This window comes from Shuttleworthella sp. MSX8B (assembly GCF_000524295.1).
Taxonomy (GTDB): domain Bacteria; phylum Bacillota; class Clostridia; order Lachnospirales; family Lachnospiraceae; genus Shuttleworthia; species Shuttleworthia satelles.
In genome coordinates, this window is record NZ_JAQT01000021.1 from 1 (window position 1) to 16,070 (window position 16,070).

Genomic DNA, 16,070 nt, shown 5'->3' on the forward strand with positions numbered 1-16,070 from the left:
CACATGTGGCTGTCAATCCGATTTCGCCCGAATTTCACATGTGGCTGTCAATCCGATTTCGCCCGAATTTCACATGTGACTGTCAACCCAGTTTTTGTGTGTGACTGTCAATCTGTTTTTTGCATGTGGCAGTTCATGAGGCTATGACCCGATTTTTCATGTGAGCTGTCAACCCGGTTTTTCATGTGAACTTGACAAACGATAGCCCTATCAATAGAATTAAAAGGCATGCCTGGAAATGTGGGCATGAGCAAATAATACAGGAGGTAAAGGAAATGCCAACATTTAACCAGTTAGTTAGAAAGGGAAGACAGACTGCTGCAAAGAAGTCTACCGCCCCTGCTCTTCAGAGAAGCTTTAACTCTCTTAAGAAGCGCTCTGTTGCCACGGCTTCTCCCCAGAAGCGCGGCGTGTGCACCGCTGTTAAGACTGCTACTCCCAAGAAGCCTAACTCAGCTCTGCGTAAGATTGCCAGAGTCCGTCTCTCCAACGGGATTGAAGTGACCAGCTACATTCCCGGCGAGGGGCACAATCTTCAGGAGCATAGCGTTGTCCTGGTTCGCGGCGGCCGTGTCAAGGATCTTCCCGGTACACGTTACCACGTAGTCAGAGGCACTTTGGATACGGCAGGCGTAGCAAACCGCATGCAGGGCCGTTCCAAGTACGGCGCCAAGAAGCCGAAGAAGTAATCGGTAAGATCATTTCGAAACATTCACAACAATATGGTTAATGTTGGCATTTATTCTTGACAGTGAAATGCATGCGAAGCGTGTATTTTATTGTTACGGCTACGGAGTGCTCGCAAAGCGTGTATTCCATAGTTTGCTAAGCCGGAAGGCTAAGGCCGCCCGGCGATAAATGGGACATGAACACATAATGTCTATGTGAGTACCGATGAATTAATCCTATCAATGATTAAGGAGGGAAGTAACGTGCCACGTAAGAGTCACAATATCAAGAGAGACGTGCTTGCAGATCCGATCTATAACAGCAAGATCGTAACCAAGCTCGTGAACAACATCATGTTAGACGGCAAGAAGGGCATTGCCCAGAAGATCGTCTACGGCGCTTTCAGCCGCGTCGAGGAGAAGTCCGGCAAGCCTGCGCTCGAGGTCTTTGAGGAGGCGATGAATAACGTTATGCCTGTACTTGAGGTTAAGGCAAGACGTGTCGGCGGCGCCACCTATCAGGTGCCGATTGAGGTTCGCCCGGATCGCCGTCAGGCCCTGGGACTTCGCTGGCTCACCCTGTTCTCTCGCAACAGAAGCGAGAAGACCATGGAGGAGAGACTGGCCAATGAGATCATGGATGCAGCCAATAATACCGGAGCTGCAGTAAAACGTAAGGAAGAGATGCATAGAATGGCAGACGCCAACAAGGCGTTCGCGCACTATCGCTTCTGATTTCAGGACAATCGGATGCCTGCGGGGCGTATGCTGTTGTTGATAGCGGCAAATGCCCGCAAGCAGGGCACTCAATTGTTTATGGCAGCAGAATGTCTGCGGGACAGGCATTTTACTGCAGGATCTCTGATCGAAGAGTCCGCGTCAGGGAGGCAGAGACTGTTTTGGCGGCGGCCCGGGCAAATGCCCCTGACCGACACATTTCTCGTGCAAGTCTCTGTGACTCATTAAGAGAGGCGGGCAATTCGAATAAGTATGGAGGAAATATATCTTGGCTACAAGAGAATACCCACTTGAGAGAACCAGGAATATCGGAATCATGGCTCACATTGATGCTGGTAAGACCACGCTGACGGAGCGTATTCTGTATTACACTGGTGTAAATTATAAGATCGGTGAGACCTACGAGGGAACTGCCACCATGGACTGGATGGAGCAGGAGCAGGAGAGGGGAATCACCATTACTTCGGCGGCGACCACCTGCCACTGGACCCTTCAGGAGAAGGCCCAGCTGAAGGAGGGCGCGCTTGAGCACCGGATCAATATCATCGACACCCCGGGACACGTCGACTTTACCGTTGAGGTAGAGCGGTCTCTTCGCGTCCTGGACGGCGCCATCGGCGTCTTCGATGCCAAGGGCGGTGTTGAGCCCCAGTCCGAGAACGTATGGCGTCAGGCGGATACTTACGGGGTTCCCCGTATGGCCTTTGTCAACAAGATGGACATCATGGGAGCCGACTTCTTCAATACCGTTAAGGAAATCGGAACCAAGCTTGGTAAGAATGCTGTCTGCGTACAGCTGCCCATCGGCAAGGAGGACTATTTCGAGGGAGTGATCGATCTCTTCGAGATGAAGGAATACCTCTACAAGGACGCCGCGGGACAGGAGATTGAGATCGTCGATATCCGCGATGAGCTCAAGGAGCAGGCAGAGGAGTATCACGCTAAACTGGTTGAGCAGTGCTGCGACTTCGACGAGGATCTGATGATGATGTATCTGGAAGGGGAAGAGCCTTCCATTGATCAGCTCAAGGCAGCTCTCCGCAAGGCCACCATTCATTCTGAGGGCGTTCCAGTCTTCTGCGGTTCTGCCCATCAGAACAAGGGAATCCAGAAGCTCCTTGACGGCGTGATTGAGTTCATGCCCGCCCCGGTTGATGTCCCCGACATCAAGGGTACGGATATGGACGGGGAGGAAGTCGTTCGCCGCTCTTCCGACGATGAGCCCTTCTCCGCTCTGGCCTTCAAGATTATGACCGATCCCTATGTAGGTAAGCTGGCCTTTACCCGCGTGTATTCAGGTCACTGCAATTCCGGCTCCTACGTTTTGAATTCCACCAAGGACAAGAAGGAGCGCGTGGGCCGTATCCTTCTCATGCATGCCAATAAGCGCCAGGAGCTCGACGAGATGTTCTCCGGTGATATCTGCGCGATCGTAGGTCTGAAGAATACGACGACCGGCGATACCCTCTGTGATGACCAGCATCCTGTAATTCTGGAGTCCATGGAGTTCCCGGATCCCGTTATCCAGGTCGCTGTTGAGCCCAAGACCAAGGCCGGACAGCAGAAGATGGGAGAGGCCCTGGCCAAGCTCGTCGAGGAGGATCCCACCCTCCACGTTCACACGGACGAGGAGACCGGCCAGACCATTCTGGCAGGTATGGGCGAGCTGCATCTGGAGATCACGGTTGACCGTCTGCTCAGAGAGTTCTCTGTCGAGGCCAACATCGGCGCGCCCCAGGTCGCTTACAAGGAGACCTTCACCAAGTCTGTCGACCAGGAGTACAAGTACGCCAAGCAGTCCGGCGGTCGCGGCCAGTACGGTCACGTCAAGGTTCGCTTCGAGCCGATGGACGCCAATGGAGAGGAATTGTTCAAGTTCGAGAACGCTGTTGTCGGAGGATCCATTCCCAAGGAGTACATCGCTCCCGTCGGCGAGGGTATTGAAGAGGCTGCCCAGTCAGGTATTCTGGCAGGCTTCCCTGTTCTTGGTATCAAGGCCACCCTCTACGATGGATCTTACCACGAGGTCGATTCCTCGGAGATGGCCTTCCACATTGCAGGATCCATGTGCTTCAAGGAGGCTATGGCCAAGGCTGCTCCCGCGCTCTTAGAGCCGATTATGAAGGTCGAGGTCACCATGCCTGAGGACTATCTGGGCGATGTCATCGGAGATCTGAACTCACGGCGCGGGCGCATTGAGAAGATGGACGATGTGGGCAACGGCAAGATCGTCGTTGGCTATGTACCTCTGGCCGAGATGTTTGGCTATGCGACCAACCTGCGTTCCATCACCCAGGGCCGCGGGAACTACTCCATGTTCTTCAACAGATATGAGCAGGCTCCCAAGTCCGTCCAGGAGAAGGTAATCGCTGAGCGCAAGTAATTCTTGCTTTGAAAGGGCATTTGCCCGGCAATATAGTTGAAATACTCAGCTGAATTTCATATAATGGGCTTTAGCTGAGATTTTATAAGGTAACATACCCCGCGAGGGGGAGATTTAAGGAGGAATTTCACAATGGCAAAAGAGCATTTTGACCGCACCAAGCCGCACGTAAACATCGGTACCATCGGTCATGTCGATCATGGTAAGACCACTCTTACGGCTGCTATTACCACCGTTCTTGCACAGCGCGTCGCTGGTAACAAGATGGAGGCTTTTGAGGACATCGACAAGGCTCCCGAGGAGAGAGAGCGTGGTATTACCATCTCTACCGCTCACGTTGAGTATCAGACCGAGAAGCGTCACTACGCTCACGTAGACTGCCCGGGACATGCCGACTATGTTAAGAATATGATCACCGGCGCCGCACAGATGGATGGTTCTATCCTGGTTGTAGCCGCTACCGACGGCGTTATGGCCCAGACCAAGGAGCACATCCTCCTTGCCCGTCAGGTAGGCGTTCCCTACATCATCGTATTCCTGAACAAGTGCGATATGATCGATGACCCTGAGCTCCTTGAGCTGGTTGAGATGGAGGTTTCTGATCAGCTGTCTGAGTATGGCTTTGATGACTGCCCCATTATCAAGGGCTCTGCTTATCAGGCTCTGCAGGATGCTGAGGGCAAGGCAGTATTTGCTAACGGCGAGCCCCTTGATCCTTCCAACCCCGACAAGAACTGGGGCGATTGCATCATGGAGCTGATGAACACAGTTGACGAGTATATTCCTACTCCTCAGCGTGATACTGATAAGCCCTTCCTTATGCCTGTCGAGGATGTATTCACCATCACCGGCCGCGGTACCGTTGCTACCGGTCGTGTAGAGCGTGGTACCCTTCACCTCAACGAGGAGCTTGAGATCCTCGGCGTGAAGGACACTGTTGGAAAGACCGTATGTACCGGTATTGAGATGTTCCGTAAGCAGCTTGACGAGGCTATGGCCGGTGACAACATCGGCGCTCTGCTTCGCGGCGTGAACCGTGATCAGATCGTGCGCGGCCAGGTTCTTGCTAAGCCCGGCACGGTTACCTGCCATAAGAAGTTCAAGGCGCAGGTATACGTACTGACCAAGGACGAGGGCGGTCGTCATACCCCCTTCTTCTCAAACTATCGTCCTCAGTTCTATTTCAGAACGACTGATGTAACCGGCATCACCCAGCTTCCCGACGGCGTCGAGATGTGCATGCCCGGCGATAACGTTGAGATGACCATCGAGCTGATCCATAACGTAGCTATGGAGCAGGGTCTTACCTTCGCGATCCGTGAGGGTGGCCGTACGGTTGGTTCAGGCCGTGTTACTGAGATCATTGAGTAATTGTCTTTGAGATTATCGAACACGCGCATGACAGCGGTTCGATTCCCTTTGGTCAATAACATATGACGATCAGAAAGGAGCTGTCGCACTCATGTGTGGCAGCCCTTTCTTTTTTGTCTCTATGTCAAATATTGGGGCGGGATCCTTGGGGAGCCCGCTCCAATATTTTTTAAAGAGGACTGGTGAAAATAGACAAAAAGAGAGTTGACCGTTTGTGAATGTTTTTGAAGGAAAATGATTGTATCGAAGGTTTATCCAACCTATAATAAACAAGAAGTTGTAAGGAGGAGAAAGTATGTTGACCGCTGAGCGACACAAGTTCATATTGGAAGAACTCAGGGAGAAGGGGTCTGTTCTGAATACAGAGCTGATGCGGGAGCTGGAAGCTTCCGAGTCCACAATCCGTCGCGATATCAGCCGCCTGGCGAAGGAAGGCCGTTGCCAGAGAGTGCATGGAGGAGCGATTCTTCCGGAGAGCCTGCCCGGTGATCAGGATGATGCCGTCACGCTTCGCCAGCAGCGCCATCGGATGGAGAAGCTGGCGATTGCCAGGGAGGCTGCCGGACTGATTCGGGACGGGGAGCTGATCTATCTGGACGCGGGGACGACGACAGAGCTAATGATCGATTTTATCCATGGCAAGAACCTGACCTTTGTAACCAACGCCATCAGTCACGCCAGGCGATTGGGACAGAGGGGCTACACCTGCTATATTCTGGGAGGTCAGTTCAAGTCCGTGACAGAGGCGATTGTCGGTGAAGAGGCAAGCTTATCCGTGCGCAAGTATAACTTTTCCAGGGCGTTTTTGGGAGCGAATGGCGTCGATCTCCAGGCGGGCTTTACAACTCCGGAACTCAAGGAAGCCTATATCAAGCAGCAGGCAATGGCGGCCAGCCGACAGGTCTATATCCTGGCGGACGCCAGTAAGTTCGGCCGTGTAGCTCCGATTTCGTTCGGAAGCTTCGCCGAGGCCCGCGTCCTGGTAGCGGGACAGCTTGATGACAGGTACCGCAGCTACGAGAACATTTGGGAGGTGAGCGAATGATCTATACCGTAACCTTTAATCCGTCCATCGACTATATTGTCGACGTGGATCATTTTCAGACCGGCATGGTCAACCGCACGACAGGAGAGCATGTCCTGCCCGGCGGCAAGGGGATCAACGTCTCCATTGTGCTCAAGAATATGGGCCATGAGAGCAGGGCGCTCGGTTTTATGGCGGGCTTTACCGGGAGAGAGATTGAGCGCCTGTTAGCTGTCAGCCAGGTTGAGAGCGACTTTATCGATGTGGCAGAGGGAATGTCCCGGATCAATGTCAAGCTGCGCAGCGACCAGGAATCTGAGATCAACGGGCAGGGACCTGCCATCAAGGCTTCCGACATTGCAAAGCTCTATGATAAGCTCGATCAGCTGGGGGAGGGGGATTTTCTGGTCCTGGCAGGGTCGATCCCGGATGTCATGCCTGCCTCCAGCTATGAGGATATCATGGCGCGCCTGGAGGGAAGAGGCGTTCACATTGTGGTAGACGCCACCAGGGATCTTCTGGTCAACGTTTTGAAGTACCATCCCTTTTTGATCAAACCAAACAACCACGAGCTGGGCGAGATCTTCGATGTATCGCTGTCGACCAAGGAGGAGGTCATCCCCTATGCGAAGAAGCTGCAGGAGATGGGCGCGAAGAATGTCATGATCTCCATGGCCGGCGATGGGGGCCTTCTGATTACGGAGGATGGACAGACATTTGCTTCTATGCCTCCCAAGGGCAGGATTGTTAATTCCGTCGGAGCCGGAGACTCTATGGTGGCAGGTTTTTTGACCGGCTATATTGAGACAGCTGACTATGAAAATGCCTTCTATATGGGACTTTGCACCGGATCCGCCTCCGCCTTCTCCGAAGAACTGGCAGAGAGAAACGAGGTCGAGACCCTGCTCAGGAGTCTTGGACGATAAAAAACAGGCAGGTATCAGCAGTGACAAGAGCAGGAATGCCAGGTCAGGAAAGGACAGCAAATGAGAGTTAGAGATTTACTTGCCCCTCAGAGCGTCGAACTCAATGGGGCGCCCGCAAACAAGAAGGAGGCCATTGAGCAGATGGTCGCCCTCATGGAGAAGCGGGGCAATATCAGGGACATCGATACCTATCGTACCGGAGTCTTCGCGAGAGAAGAAGAGGGGACGACCGGTGTCGGCGAGGGAATCGCCATTCCCCACTGCAAGTCTGATGCTGTCAGTGCGCCGGGACTGGCTGCCATGGTTGTTCCGGGAGGCGTCGATTACGAAGCTCTGGATGATGAGCCCGTCGACCTGATTTTCCTGATTGCCGCTCCCAATACCAAGGACAATGTGCATCTGGAGGTTCTCTCCAACCTGTCCATGCTGCTCATGGACGAGGACTTCACAAGAGCTCTCAAGGCGGCTAAGAGCCCCGAGGAGTTTTTGGATATCATCGAGAAGGCGGAGAATGCCAAGGCCCAGAAGGAGGCCGCCAAAGAAGCCGCAAGGGAAGAAGCTTCTGACGAGCAGGCCAATGGGGCAGGCTCCGATAAGGGCTATGTCATTGCGGTGACTGCCTGCCCGACCGGAATCGCCCACACCTATATGGCGGCTGAGGCCATAGAGAAGGCGGGAGAAAAGCTTGGGATTCCTGTCAAGGTGGAGACGCGCGGTTCCTCAGGACCCAAGAACATCCTGACCGCTGAGGACATTCAAAGAGCGGCCGGAGTTGTGGTCGCCTGCGACGCCAAGGTGCCCATGGACCGCTTCGACGGCAAGCATCTGATCGAGTGCAAGGTGGCCGACGGGATTCACAAGGCCGAGGAGCTGGTGACGAGGGCTTCCGTCTCAGACGCTCCGATCTATCACGCAAGCGGTGATGGAGGAGAAGAGGAGGATGACAAGGATAAAGAGACGGATTCCATCGGTCACCAGGCTTACACGCATCTGATGAGCGGGGTCTCCCACATGCTTCCCTTTGTCATTGGCGGCGGTATTATGGTGGCGCTGGCCTTTTTGATTGATACCATCGCGGGCTATGGAGCCTCCGCCGGTTCTGCTTCTACAGGTTCCGCTTTTGGTACTATGCTTCCCCTGTCCGCCTTCTTTAAATACGCGGGCGGTCTGGCCATGAGCATGATGGTTCCCGTGCTGGCCGGTTACATTGCCTATTCCATTGCGGATCGTCCCGGCCTGGCGGTCGGCTTTACCGGCGGTCTTTTAGCCACATCCGGAAATGCTCTCTTTGCCAGTTACAACTGGACGAACCTGGGTGCTTTTAACAGCTTCATCGCGAATTTTGCCTTCCAGGGAGCCAACGGCGGTTCCACAGTGTCTGGATTCCTGGGCGGTATTGCCGCCGGCTTTGTGGCAGGATTTGTGGTTCTCTGGCTCAAGAAGCTGACCTCCAAGCTCCCCGCCAGCCTGGACGGGATCCGTCCCACGCTGATTTATCCTCTGGGTGGAATCTTTATCATCAGCCTTCTGATGTGCTTCATCTTCAATCCCCTGATCGGTCTGATCAATGCCGGTTTGTCCTCTATGCTGACCGCTCTGGCTGATGCCAATCTCCTTGTTGTCATGGGGCTAATCCTGGGCGGCATGATGGCCATTGATATGGGAGGTCCCATCAATAAGGCCGCTTATGTCTTCGGTACCGGCATGCTGTCAACAGCAGCGGAACTGATGGACAAGGGGGCTTCCGCAACGGATCCCGCTGTCATCGCCTGCTATGTCGCTATGGCGGCTGTGATGGCCGGCGGTATGGTTCCCCCGATCGGGATCGCTCTGGCGACCATTTTCTTCCCCAGGAAATTCTCCAAGACCCAGAGAGATACCAAGGTCTCCCTCTTCGTCATGGGAGCGTCTTTTATCACAGAGGCGGCCATTCCCTTTGCGGCGGCTGACCCCCTGCACACCATCCCCGCGACCCTGGTTGGGTCTGCCATTGCCGGCGGTCTGTCAGCCCTCTTCGGCTGTACCCTGATGGCTCCTCACGGCGGAATCTTCGTCTTTGCAACTGTCGGGAACCCTCTCTTCTATATTATCGCCTGGTTCGTGGGCTCGATTGTCACCTGCCTGCTCCTGGGATTGCTGAAGAAGAATGCGGAGGAATAAATGGAGATTTTACAAGGTAAGAGTGTTTTTGGAGGAATAGCCATCGGTCCCCTGTCTGTGTTCAGACAGGATGAGGTTCTGGTAAAACGGCAGAAGGTCTCTGACGTGGAAGCTGAGGTCAGGCGCTACCACCAGGCCACAGAAGAGGCCAAGAGGCAGCTGCAGGAGCTCTATCAAAAGGCGGTTAAGGAGGTCGGCGAGGCCTCTGCGGCTATTTTCGATGTGCATCAGATGCTCCTTGAGGATCTGGACTATGTAGACTCCGTGGAGAATATCATCAGAAACCAGGGCTTAAACGCGGAGTATGCCGTGGCGACCACGGGGGATAACTTCTCCAATATGTTTGCCGCCATGGATGACGACTACATGAAGGAGAGAGCGGCGGACGTCCGCGATGTCTCTGACCGTCTGGTTAAGGTTCTGGCGGGGGCCGCGGAGAGCGGGGACCATGGGGACGTCCCCAGCATTTTGCTGGCGGATGATCTCGCTCCCTCGCAGACCGTGCAGCTGGATAAGTCCAAGGTGCTCTCATTTGTAACCAGACACGGGTCAACCAATTCTCACACCTCTATCCTGGCCAGAACCATGAATATTCCCGCCCTGATCGGCGTGGACTACCGGGATGACATGCAGGGCAGGATGGCTGTGGTGGACGGCTACAGCGGCAAAATCATTATTGACCCGGACCAGGATACCCTGTCGGGCTATCAGATGAAGCAGTCCGAGGACGCCGAGAAGGCCAGACTCCTCCAGGAGCTCAAGGGCAAGGAAGACGTCACCCTGGACGGCAGGCATATCCATCTCTATGCCAATATCGGCGGTGTGGGGGATGTGGCCAGTGTGCATGCCAATGACGCGCAGGGCATCGGCCTCTTCCGCTCAGAGTTCCTCTATCTGGAGGCAAAGGATTTTCCCACAGAGGAGGAGCAGTTCCAGGCCTATAAGACCGTCGCCGAGAATATGGCGGGCAAGAAGGTGATCATTCGCACCCTGGACATCGGCGCGGACAAGAAGGTGGACTACTTCCATCTGGACCAGGAGGACAATCCGGCGCTCGGCTACCGGGCCATCCGCATCTGCCTGACCCGGCCGGAGATCTTCAAGACCCAGCTGCGGGCGATTTACAGGGCCAGTCATTTCGGAACCATCTCCATTATGTTTCCCATGATCATCTCTGTCGATGAGGTCAGAAGGGCCAAGGCCATCGCCGAGGAAGTCAAGTCCGAGCTGGAGGAACTGGGGCTCCCCTATGGAGACGTGGAGCTGGGTATCATGATTGAGACGCCGGCGGCCGCCATTATGTCGGACGAATTGGCCAAGGAGGTTGATTTCTTCTCGATCGGAACCAATGACTTGACCCAGTATACCCTGGCGATTGACCGGCAGAATCCCAAGCTGGAGGCCTTTAATGATCCCCACCATCCGGCGATTCTTCGCCTGATTGCCATGGTGATCGAAAATGCCCACAAGTACGGAGCCTGGGCCGGGATCTGTGGAGAACTGGGCGCTGACACCAGTCTGACAGAGACCTTTATTAAAATGGGGGTGGACGAGTTATCTGTCAGCCCCTCCATGGTTCTTCGGGTCAGGGACAAGATCCGCTCCATCGACAGCCGCAAGTAAGGGCGAGAACGCAAGCGGGATGAAACAGGAGCAGGAACAAATGGGCTTCCGTTGACAGTCGCAAGTGACGAGAAACACAAGCGGGATGAAAGATGAGTAGGAGCAAATGGTTTCGCTGACAGCGCAGATGACAGCGGAAACACCCCGGCTTGACACAGGGAAAGCAGGGGATACAATAGTTTTATGGTATAGAATGCATGTATTCTATGATCTACAAGAATTATTACGACAGACTGACAGGCAGAGGAGGATCAGACAATGAAATCATTTGAGTTCGAGGTTCAGGACGCCGCCGGCATGCACGCCCGCCCGGCAGGACTTCTGGTCAAGAAGGCCAAGGAGTATGAGAGCAAGGTGACCATCCATTTCGGCGATAAGTCAGCAGATTCCGGCCGTATGATGGCCATTATGAGCCTGGGAGTTAAGCAGGGCGATACGATCAGGGTAGATGTTGAGGGCCCCGATGAAGACAAGGCGGCCAATGAGATGGAGGCCTTCTTCAAGGAGAATCTGTAGAGATCGGTTTCGCGGGCATCAGCAGAAGACAGCTTTGTTTTCGCTTTCAAGGATGCTCCTTATCATCTCTTATTATGCAATTGCTATGATAGAATGTATTTTTCATTCGGAATGGGGAAGGGTCTGTTATTGGATGTCAGAAAATCCCACCGCGGAGAAACAGACCCTTTTTTTCCTCCATGGCCTGACAGCGGATCATCGCCTTTTTGAGGGCCAGATCCCATACTTTGAGGATAACTACAACGTGCTCGTGTGGGATATGCCGGGCCATGGAAAGTCACGCCCTTTTTCGGATTTTTCCATGGAAAAGGCCGGGGAGATCGTCAGGCGGATTTTTCTTGAGAGGAAGATCAAAGATGCCGTTTTCATCGGTCAGTCCATGGGAGGATATGTCGCACAGTCTGTGATCAAGAGATTCCCTGACCTGGTCCGCGCCCTTGTCGCAATCGACAGCTCGCCATACGGAGAGGGTTATTATTCCAAATCAGATCAGTGGTGGTTAAGGCAAACGGAGCGCCTGTCAAAATTATACCCCAGTCAAATGCTGCGAAGGGAGATTGCGAAGCGAAGCACAGCAAGCCAGCACGCGCGCGAGCACATGCTGGAAATGCTTGCCCCTTACGGGGAAAAAGAGCTGTGCCATTTGATGGGAAGAGCTTATGAGAGCTTTTTGGATGATAATTCGGACATAGCTATCAAATGTCCGGTTCTTTTGATTGTGGGAGAAAAAGATATCACCGGGAAGGTGAGACAGTATAACCGGGCCTGGTCAAAGAAAATGGGATTTCCACTGCAATGGGTCGCAAACGCGGCGCACAATGCCAACGATGATCAGCCGGAAATCGTAAATGAAATGATTGCGGCATTTATAAGAAGCCTGTAGCTGAGGAAGGAAAGCCCTTCACAGCTGCAGGCTTTTGAAATTGGAGATCATTTAGCGATTGGTCTCCAGCATATCCATCTTCATCTCGTAGTAGGCGGGGGACATATCCAGATAGTGGATGTGAGGGTTCTCGAAGCGCTGCTCCGTGTCCCAGATTTCCTCCCGCAGCTGCCGGTCGACATAAGAGGCGATCTCCTTGGCCGAGGGAAGCTGACTGGTTCTCTTGCCGGCCTCAATGATCTTGACCTGCAGCTTTTTTGCGGTGCAGTTCTCGAAGGCGCGGCGCTTCCAAGGCTTGATGGGATCGACGAAATCGTAGCGGCTGGACAGGTCAAGCTCCTCCCCCTGCCTGGTGATCAGGTCAGCCACGGCGTGTCCGTCGGCGTCATAGATCCGGTAGACATCCTTGAGTCCCGGATTGGTGATCTTCTCGGGTGTCTCTGACAGCTTGATGCGGGGGATCATCTGACCGTCCTCCTCGACGGCGCAGAGCTTATAGACGGCCCCAAAGACGGGCTCGGACCGGGATGTGATCAGGCGCTCACCGACGCCGAAGGCATCGACCTGTCCGCCCTGGTCTAAGATGGATCGGATGGTGTACTCATCAAGGCTGTTGGAGATGATGATCTTTGCATCGGTAAAACCGGCTTCATCCAGCATCTTCCTGGAGCGGGCGGTCAGATAGGCCAGGTCGCCAGAGTCGATGCGGATTCCGTAGTTTTTGGAGGCGATTCCCTTGTCGCGCATCTCGGTGAAGACCTGGATAGCGTTGGGAAGACCCTGGTGGAGGACATCATATGTGTCCACAAGGAGAATGCAGTTGTCAGGATAAATCGAGGCGAATTTGCGGAAGGATTCCAGTTCGTTCTTATAGAACATAACCCAGGAGTGGGCCATGGTGCCGCTGACGGGGATACCGAAATGCTGGCCGGAGGAGACGGTGGCAGTGGCTGCGACACCGCCGATATAGGCGGCGCGGGCCCCGTAGATAGCGGCGTCATTATTATGGGCTCTCCTGGCGCCGAAGTCGGAGACCGGGCGGCCCTCCGCGGACCGGACGATCCGGCGGGCCTTGGTGGCGATCAGGGACTGATGGTTGATCTGGGTCAGAAGCTCTGTCTCAATCAGCTGGGCCTCCACCAGGGGAGCGACGACCGTGATGACAGGCTCATTGGGGTACATGATGGTTCCCTCAGGGAAGGCGTAGAGGTCTCCGCTGAAGCAAAAATCAGCCAGATAAGAGAGAAAGCTCTCATCAAACTGCCCCAGGGAGCGAAAATAGTCGATATCCTCAGGATCAAAGTGAAGTCCTTCAAGATATTCCACAATCTGTTCGAGACCGGTGAAGATGGCAAAACCGGCCGAGTCGGGATTTCTCCGGTAGAAGACGTCAAATGCCACATGGGTATCCTGGTTCTCCAGGAGATAGTAGCCGTTGGCCATGGTCATCTCATAGAGATCCATCATCATGGATACATTGCGCTCGTCATAAATTCTCATGAATTCTCCTCGCCGCTGATCGGGCAGGTGCTCATTGCTGTCTTGACACCATTCTAGCATAAATGAATGTCCTAGTCGAAAACTCGCCGGATCAAGCGCCGGCAAACATACGAGTATGTATGGGGGCTGGCGCACTCAGGACGAGAGTGCGAAAACATCATCAGTAAAATACGAGGCACGCATGGGGCTGAGGAGAAATGGCAATAGGAAAGAGCGCCATGGAATGAGGTCACCGGAACATAAGGCGATTGGAACACAGGGCGCCGGGATATAGGGCACCGGAACATAAGACGATTGGAACACAGGGCACCGGGATATAGGGCACCGGAATATTAGGCGACCGGAATATATGAGAATATGAAAATAAGGGAATAGACATAGAATGCAACTATAGCGAATGATAAAAATTATATTCTATACAGGAACCCAGGGATATGATAAATTATGGCCTGTAGCAGTGACAGGGGCAGACAGAGCTCTGCGGGGATGCTTTTTTAGAATTGAATTTCTGATGTGCAAACCCCTTTTCTGATGTACAAAACCCTTTCGAGGAATAATTACATGGCAAATATCATTGAGGTAAAAAAGCTGAGCAAACGCTTTGCTCTGGCGGATCGGGAGGTCAGCGCTCTTTCCGATATCAATCTGGATATTGAAGAGGGTGATATTTATGGAATCATAGGTCTCTCCGGCGCCGGGAAATCGACCCTGGTGCGATGTCTGAATTTTTTGGAGGTTCCGACGGAGGGAACCGTGATTATCGAGGGCAGGGAGCTGGCGAAGTTGTCAGCCAAGGAGCTTCGCAGGGAGCGCACTCGTATCGGTATGATTTTCCAGAGCTACAATCTCCTGATGCAGAAGAATGTTTTAGACAATATCTGCTTTCCCCTGACCGTCCACGGTCTTCCTAAAAAAGAGGCCAGAGCCAAGGCCCTGGAGCTTCTCAAGACGGTTGAACTGGAGGATAAGGCCAGGGCCTATCCGGCGCAGCTCTCCGGTGGTCAGAGACAGAGGGTGGCGATTGCCAGGGCTCTGGCTTCTGATCCTAAGATCCTGCTCTGTGACGAGGCAACCTCCGCCCTGGACCCCAAGACGACCAATTCCATCCTGCAGCTTCTAAAGGAGATCAATCAAAAGCTGGGAATCACCATTGTGATCATTACCCACCAGATGTCCGTTGTACAGGAGGTCTGTCAGCATGTGGCGATTATTGACCAGGGTCGGATCGCGGAAAAGGGACAGGTTGAGGAGATCTTCAACCATCCAAAATCCAGAGCGGCCAGGCTTCTGATCATTGAGGGCAAGGACCCGGAGTCCTGGACTGACGGTGTCAGCCGAACCCGGGAGGAGATTAAGACGGACCGTAAGATTCGCATCGTCTTCTCAGGGAATTCCTCCTATGAACCTGTCATTTCCAATATGATTCTGACCACAGGGCATGCGGTCAATATCCTGTTGGCGGATACCCGGGATGTCGGAGGCGTCGCCAAGGGGCAGATGATCCTGGGGCTTCCGGAGGAAGAGACAGCACAGGCGGCTGTGATTTCTTATCTGAAGGAGCATGGCCTGTCAGTCGAGGAGGTGAGCGATCATGTCCAGTGATGTAATTTTAATGATTATCAAAGGGATCGGCGAGACGCTCTATATGACGGTTCTCTCCTCTGTCTTCGGCTATCTTCTGGGTCTCCCCTGGGGAATTGCGCTGACGGTGACCGGGAAAGAGGGGATCCGCCCCAACAGGGTCATCTATCGGATTCTTGATGTCGCCAGCAGTATTATGCGAAGCGTTCCCTTCCTCATCATGCTGATTCTGCTCATGCCCCTGACCACTCTTCTTCTAGGGAAGAGCTATGGGTCAACGGCGACCGTTGTTCCGCTGACTATTTCCGCGGCTCCCATGATTGCCCGCATGGTCGAGTCCTCCCTCAATGAGGTGGATCCCGGTGTCATCGAGGCGGCACAATCCATGGGCTGCTCCAACGGAAAGATTATCAGCAGAGTCCTTCTTGTGGAATCCCGGGTCTCCCTGATTGCGGGGGCGACCATCTCTGTTGGAACGATTCTGGGTTACTCTGCCATGGCCGGCGTCATCGGCGGCGGCGGACTGGGGGATATCGCCATTCGATACGGATACTACCGTTATCAGGCGGATATCATGATTGTCACGGTTGTCCTTCTTATCATCCTTATGCAGCTCTTTCAGCTGCTGGGAACCTTCATCGCCAACAGGATGGACAAGAGGAAACTGTGAGCCGGATCTCATGGGAGATCGGAAGTT

Annotated in this window: 13 protein-coding genes; 12 read left to right on the top strand and 1 reads right to left on the bottom strand. The window is 53.8% G+C overall.

The features are described 5' to 3' along the window. Positions 1–275: 275 nt before the first annotated feature. The 10 genes from rpsL (at position 276) to HMPREF1508_RS05460 (ending at position 12,292) form a co-directional block, all read left to right on the top strand. Positions 276–689, top strand: a complete 414-nt coding sequence (gene rpsL / locus HMPREF1508_RS05415; RefSeq protein ID WP_044960197.1) for a 30S ribosomal protein S12 — start codon at positions 276–278, stop codon at positions 687–689. Between the two features lie 243 nt (positions 690–932). Beyond that, a complete protein-coding gene (rpsG, locus tag HMPREF1508_RS05420; protein WP_207635030.1) occupies positions 933–1,403 on the top strand; it encodes a 30S ribosomal protein S7 in 471 nt (156 codons plus the stop codon). A gap of 271 nt (positions 1,404–1,674) precedes the next feature. Further along, positions 1,675–3,789 carry an elongation factor G gene (fusA, locus tag HMPREF1508_RS05425; protein ID WP_044960198.1) on the top strand — a complete coding sequence of 705 codons (2,115 nt, stop codon included), beginning with the start codon at positions 1,675–1,677 and terminating at the stop codon, positions 3,787–3,789. A gap of 132 nt (positions 3,790–3,921) precedes the next feature. Continuing rightward, positions 3,922–5,160 (top strand): elongation factor Tu, encoded by a 1,239-nt coding sequence (tuf, locus tag HMPREF1508_RS05430; protein ID WP_044960199.1) that lies wholly within the window; start codon positions 3,922–3,924, stop codon positions 5,158–5,160. Positions 5,161–5,455: 295 nt separating this feature from the next. Then, complete coding sequence (locus HMPREF1508_RS05435) at positions 5,456–6,205, top strand: DeoR/GlpR family DNA-binding transcription regulator (RefSeq protein ID WP_044960200.1); 750 nt, start codon at positions 5,456–5,458, stop codon at positions 6,203–6,205. Next, the gene (pfkB, locus tag HMPREF1508_RS05440) at positions 6,202–7,110 is read left to right on the top strand and encodes a 1-phosphofructokinase (protein WP_044960201.1); all 909 of its coding nucleotides are present in this window, start codon (positions 6,202–6,204) and stop codon (positions 7,108–7,110) included. The genes HMPREF1508_RS05435 and pfkB overlap by 4 nt, the downstream gene beginning before the upstream one ends. Before the next feature lie 60 nt (positions 7,111–7,170). Next, on the top strand, positions 7,171–9,270 hold the full coding sequence (locus HMPREF1508_RS05445) for a PTS fructose transporter subunit IIABC (RefSeq protein WP_044960202.1): 2,100 nt from the start codon (positions 7,171–7,173) through the stop codon (positions 9,268–9,270). Further along, positions 9,271–10,893, top strand: coding sequence for a phosphoenolpyruvate--protein phosphotransferase (ptsP, locus tag HMPREF1508_RS05450; RefSeq protein WP_044960204.1), 1,623 nt, complete (start codon positions 9,271–9,273; stop codon positions 10,891–10,893). Between the two features lie 258 nt (positions 10,894–11,151). Then, positions 11,152–11,409, top strand: a complete 258-nt coding sequence (locus HMPREF1508_RS05455; RefSeq protein ID WP_044960206.1) for an HPr family phosphocarrier protein — start codon at positions 11,152–11,154, stop codon at positions 11,407–11,409. A gap of 133 nt (positions 11,410–11,542) precedes the next feature. After that, positions 11,543–12,292, top strand: a complete 750-nt coding sequence (locus HMPREF1508_RS05460) for an alpha/beta fold hydrolase (protein ID WP_198015585.1) — start codon at positions 11,543–11,545, stop codon at positions 12,290–12,292. A gap of 51 nt (positions 12,293–12,343) precedes the next feature. Here the strand turns inward: HMPREF1508_RS05460 and HMPREF1508_RS05465 are convergent, their stop codons facing one another. Beyond that, entirely contained in the window at positions 12,344–13,792 is a 1,449-nt protein-coding gene (locus HMPREF1508_RS05465) for a nicotinate phosphoribosyltransferase (protein ID WP_044960208.1), read from the bottom strand. A gap of 561 nt (positions 13,793–14,353) precedes the next feature. Here HMPREF1508_RS05465 and HMPREF1508_RS05470 point away from each other — a divergent pair. Together HMPREF1508_RS05470 and HMPREF1508_RS05475 are read left to right on the top strand one after the other, a co-directional pair. Next, positions 14,354–15,394, top strand: a complete 1,041-nt coding sequence (locus HMPREF1508_RS05470; RefSeq protein WP_049906910.1) for a methionine ABC transporter ATP-binding protein — start codon at positions 14,354–14,356, stop codon at positions 15,392–15,394. Continuing rightward, positions 15,384–16,043 (top strand): methionine ABC transporter permease, encoded by a 660-nt coding sequence (locus HMPREF1508_RS05475; RefSeq protein WP_006907262.1) that lies wholly within the window; start codon positions 15,384–15,386, stop codon positions 16,041–16,043. Before HMPREF1508_RS05470 ends, HMPREF1508_RS05475 begins: the two co-directional genes overlap by 11 nt. The last annotated feature ends 27 nt before the right edge of the window (positions 16,044–16,070 follow it).

Excerpts from the sequence above, each read along its gene's own strand:
- rpsL (WP_044960197.1), top strand. The coding sequence starts at position 276 with ATGCCAACATTTAACCAGTTAGTTAGAAAGGGAAGACAGACTGCTGCA.
- tuf (WP_044960199.1), top strand. The coding sequence starts at position 3,922 with ATGGCAAAAGAGCATTTTGACCGCACCAAGCCGCACGTAAACATCGGT.
- HMPREF1508_RS05435 (WP_044960200.1), top strand. The coding sequence starts at position 5,456 with ATGTTGACCGCTGAGCGACACAAGTTCATATTGGAAGAACTCAGGGAG.
- pfkB (WP_044960201.1), top strand. The coding sequence starts at position 6,202 with ATGATCTATACCGTAACCTTTAATCCGTCCATCGACTATATTGTCGAC.
- HMPREF1508_RS05445 (WP_044960202.1), top strand. The coding sequence starts at position 7,171 with ATGAGAGTTAGAGATTTACTTGCCCCTCAGAGCGTCGAACTCAATGGG.
- ptsP (WP_044960204.1), top strand. The coding sequence starts at position 9,271 with ATGGAGATTTTACAAGGTAAGAGTGTTTTTGGAGGAATAGCCATCGGT.
- HMPREF1508_RS05455 (WP_044960206.1), top strand. The coding sequence starts at position 11,152 with ATGAAATCATTTGAGTTCGAGGTTCAGGACGCCGCCGGCATGCACGCC.
- HMPREF1508_RS05460 (WP_198015585.1), top strand. The coding sequence starts at position 11,543 with ATGTCAGAAAATCCCACCGCGGAGAAACAGACCCTTTTTTTCCTCCAT.
- HMPREF1508_RS05465 (WP_044960208.1), bottom strand. The coding sequence starts at position 13,792 with ATGAGAATTTATGACGAGCGCAATGTATCCATGATGATGGATCTCTAT.
- HMPREF1508_RS05470 (WP_049906910.1), top strand. The coding sequence starts at position 14,354 with ATGGCAAATATCATTGAGGTAAAAAAGCTGAGCAAACGCTTTGCTCTG.
- HMPREF1508_RS05475 (WP_006907262.1), top strand. The coding sequence starts at position 15,384 with ATGTCCAGTGATGTAATTTTAATGATTATCAAAGGGATCGGCGAGACG.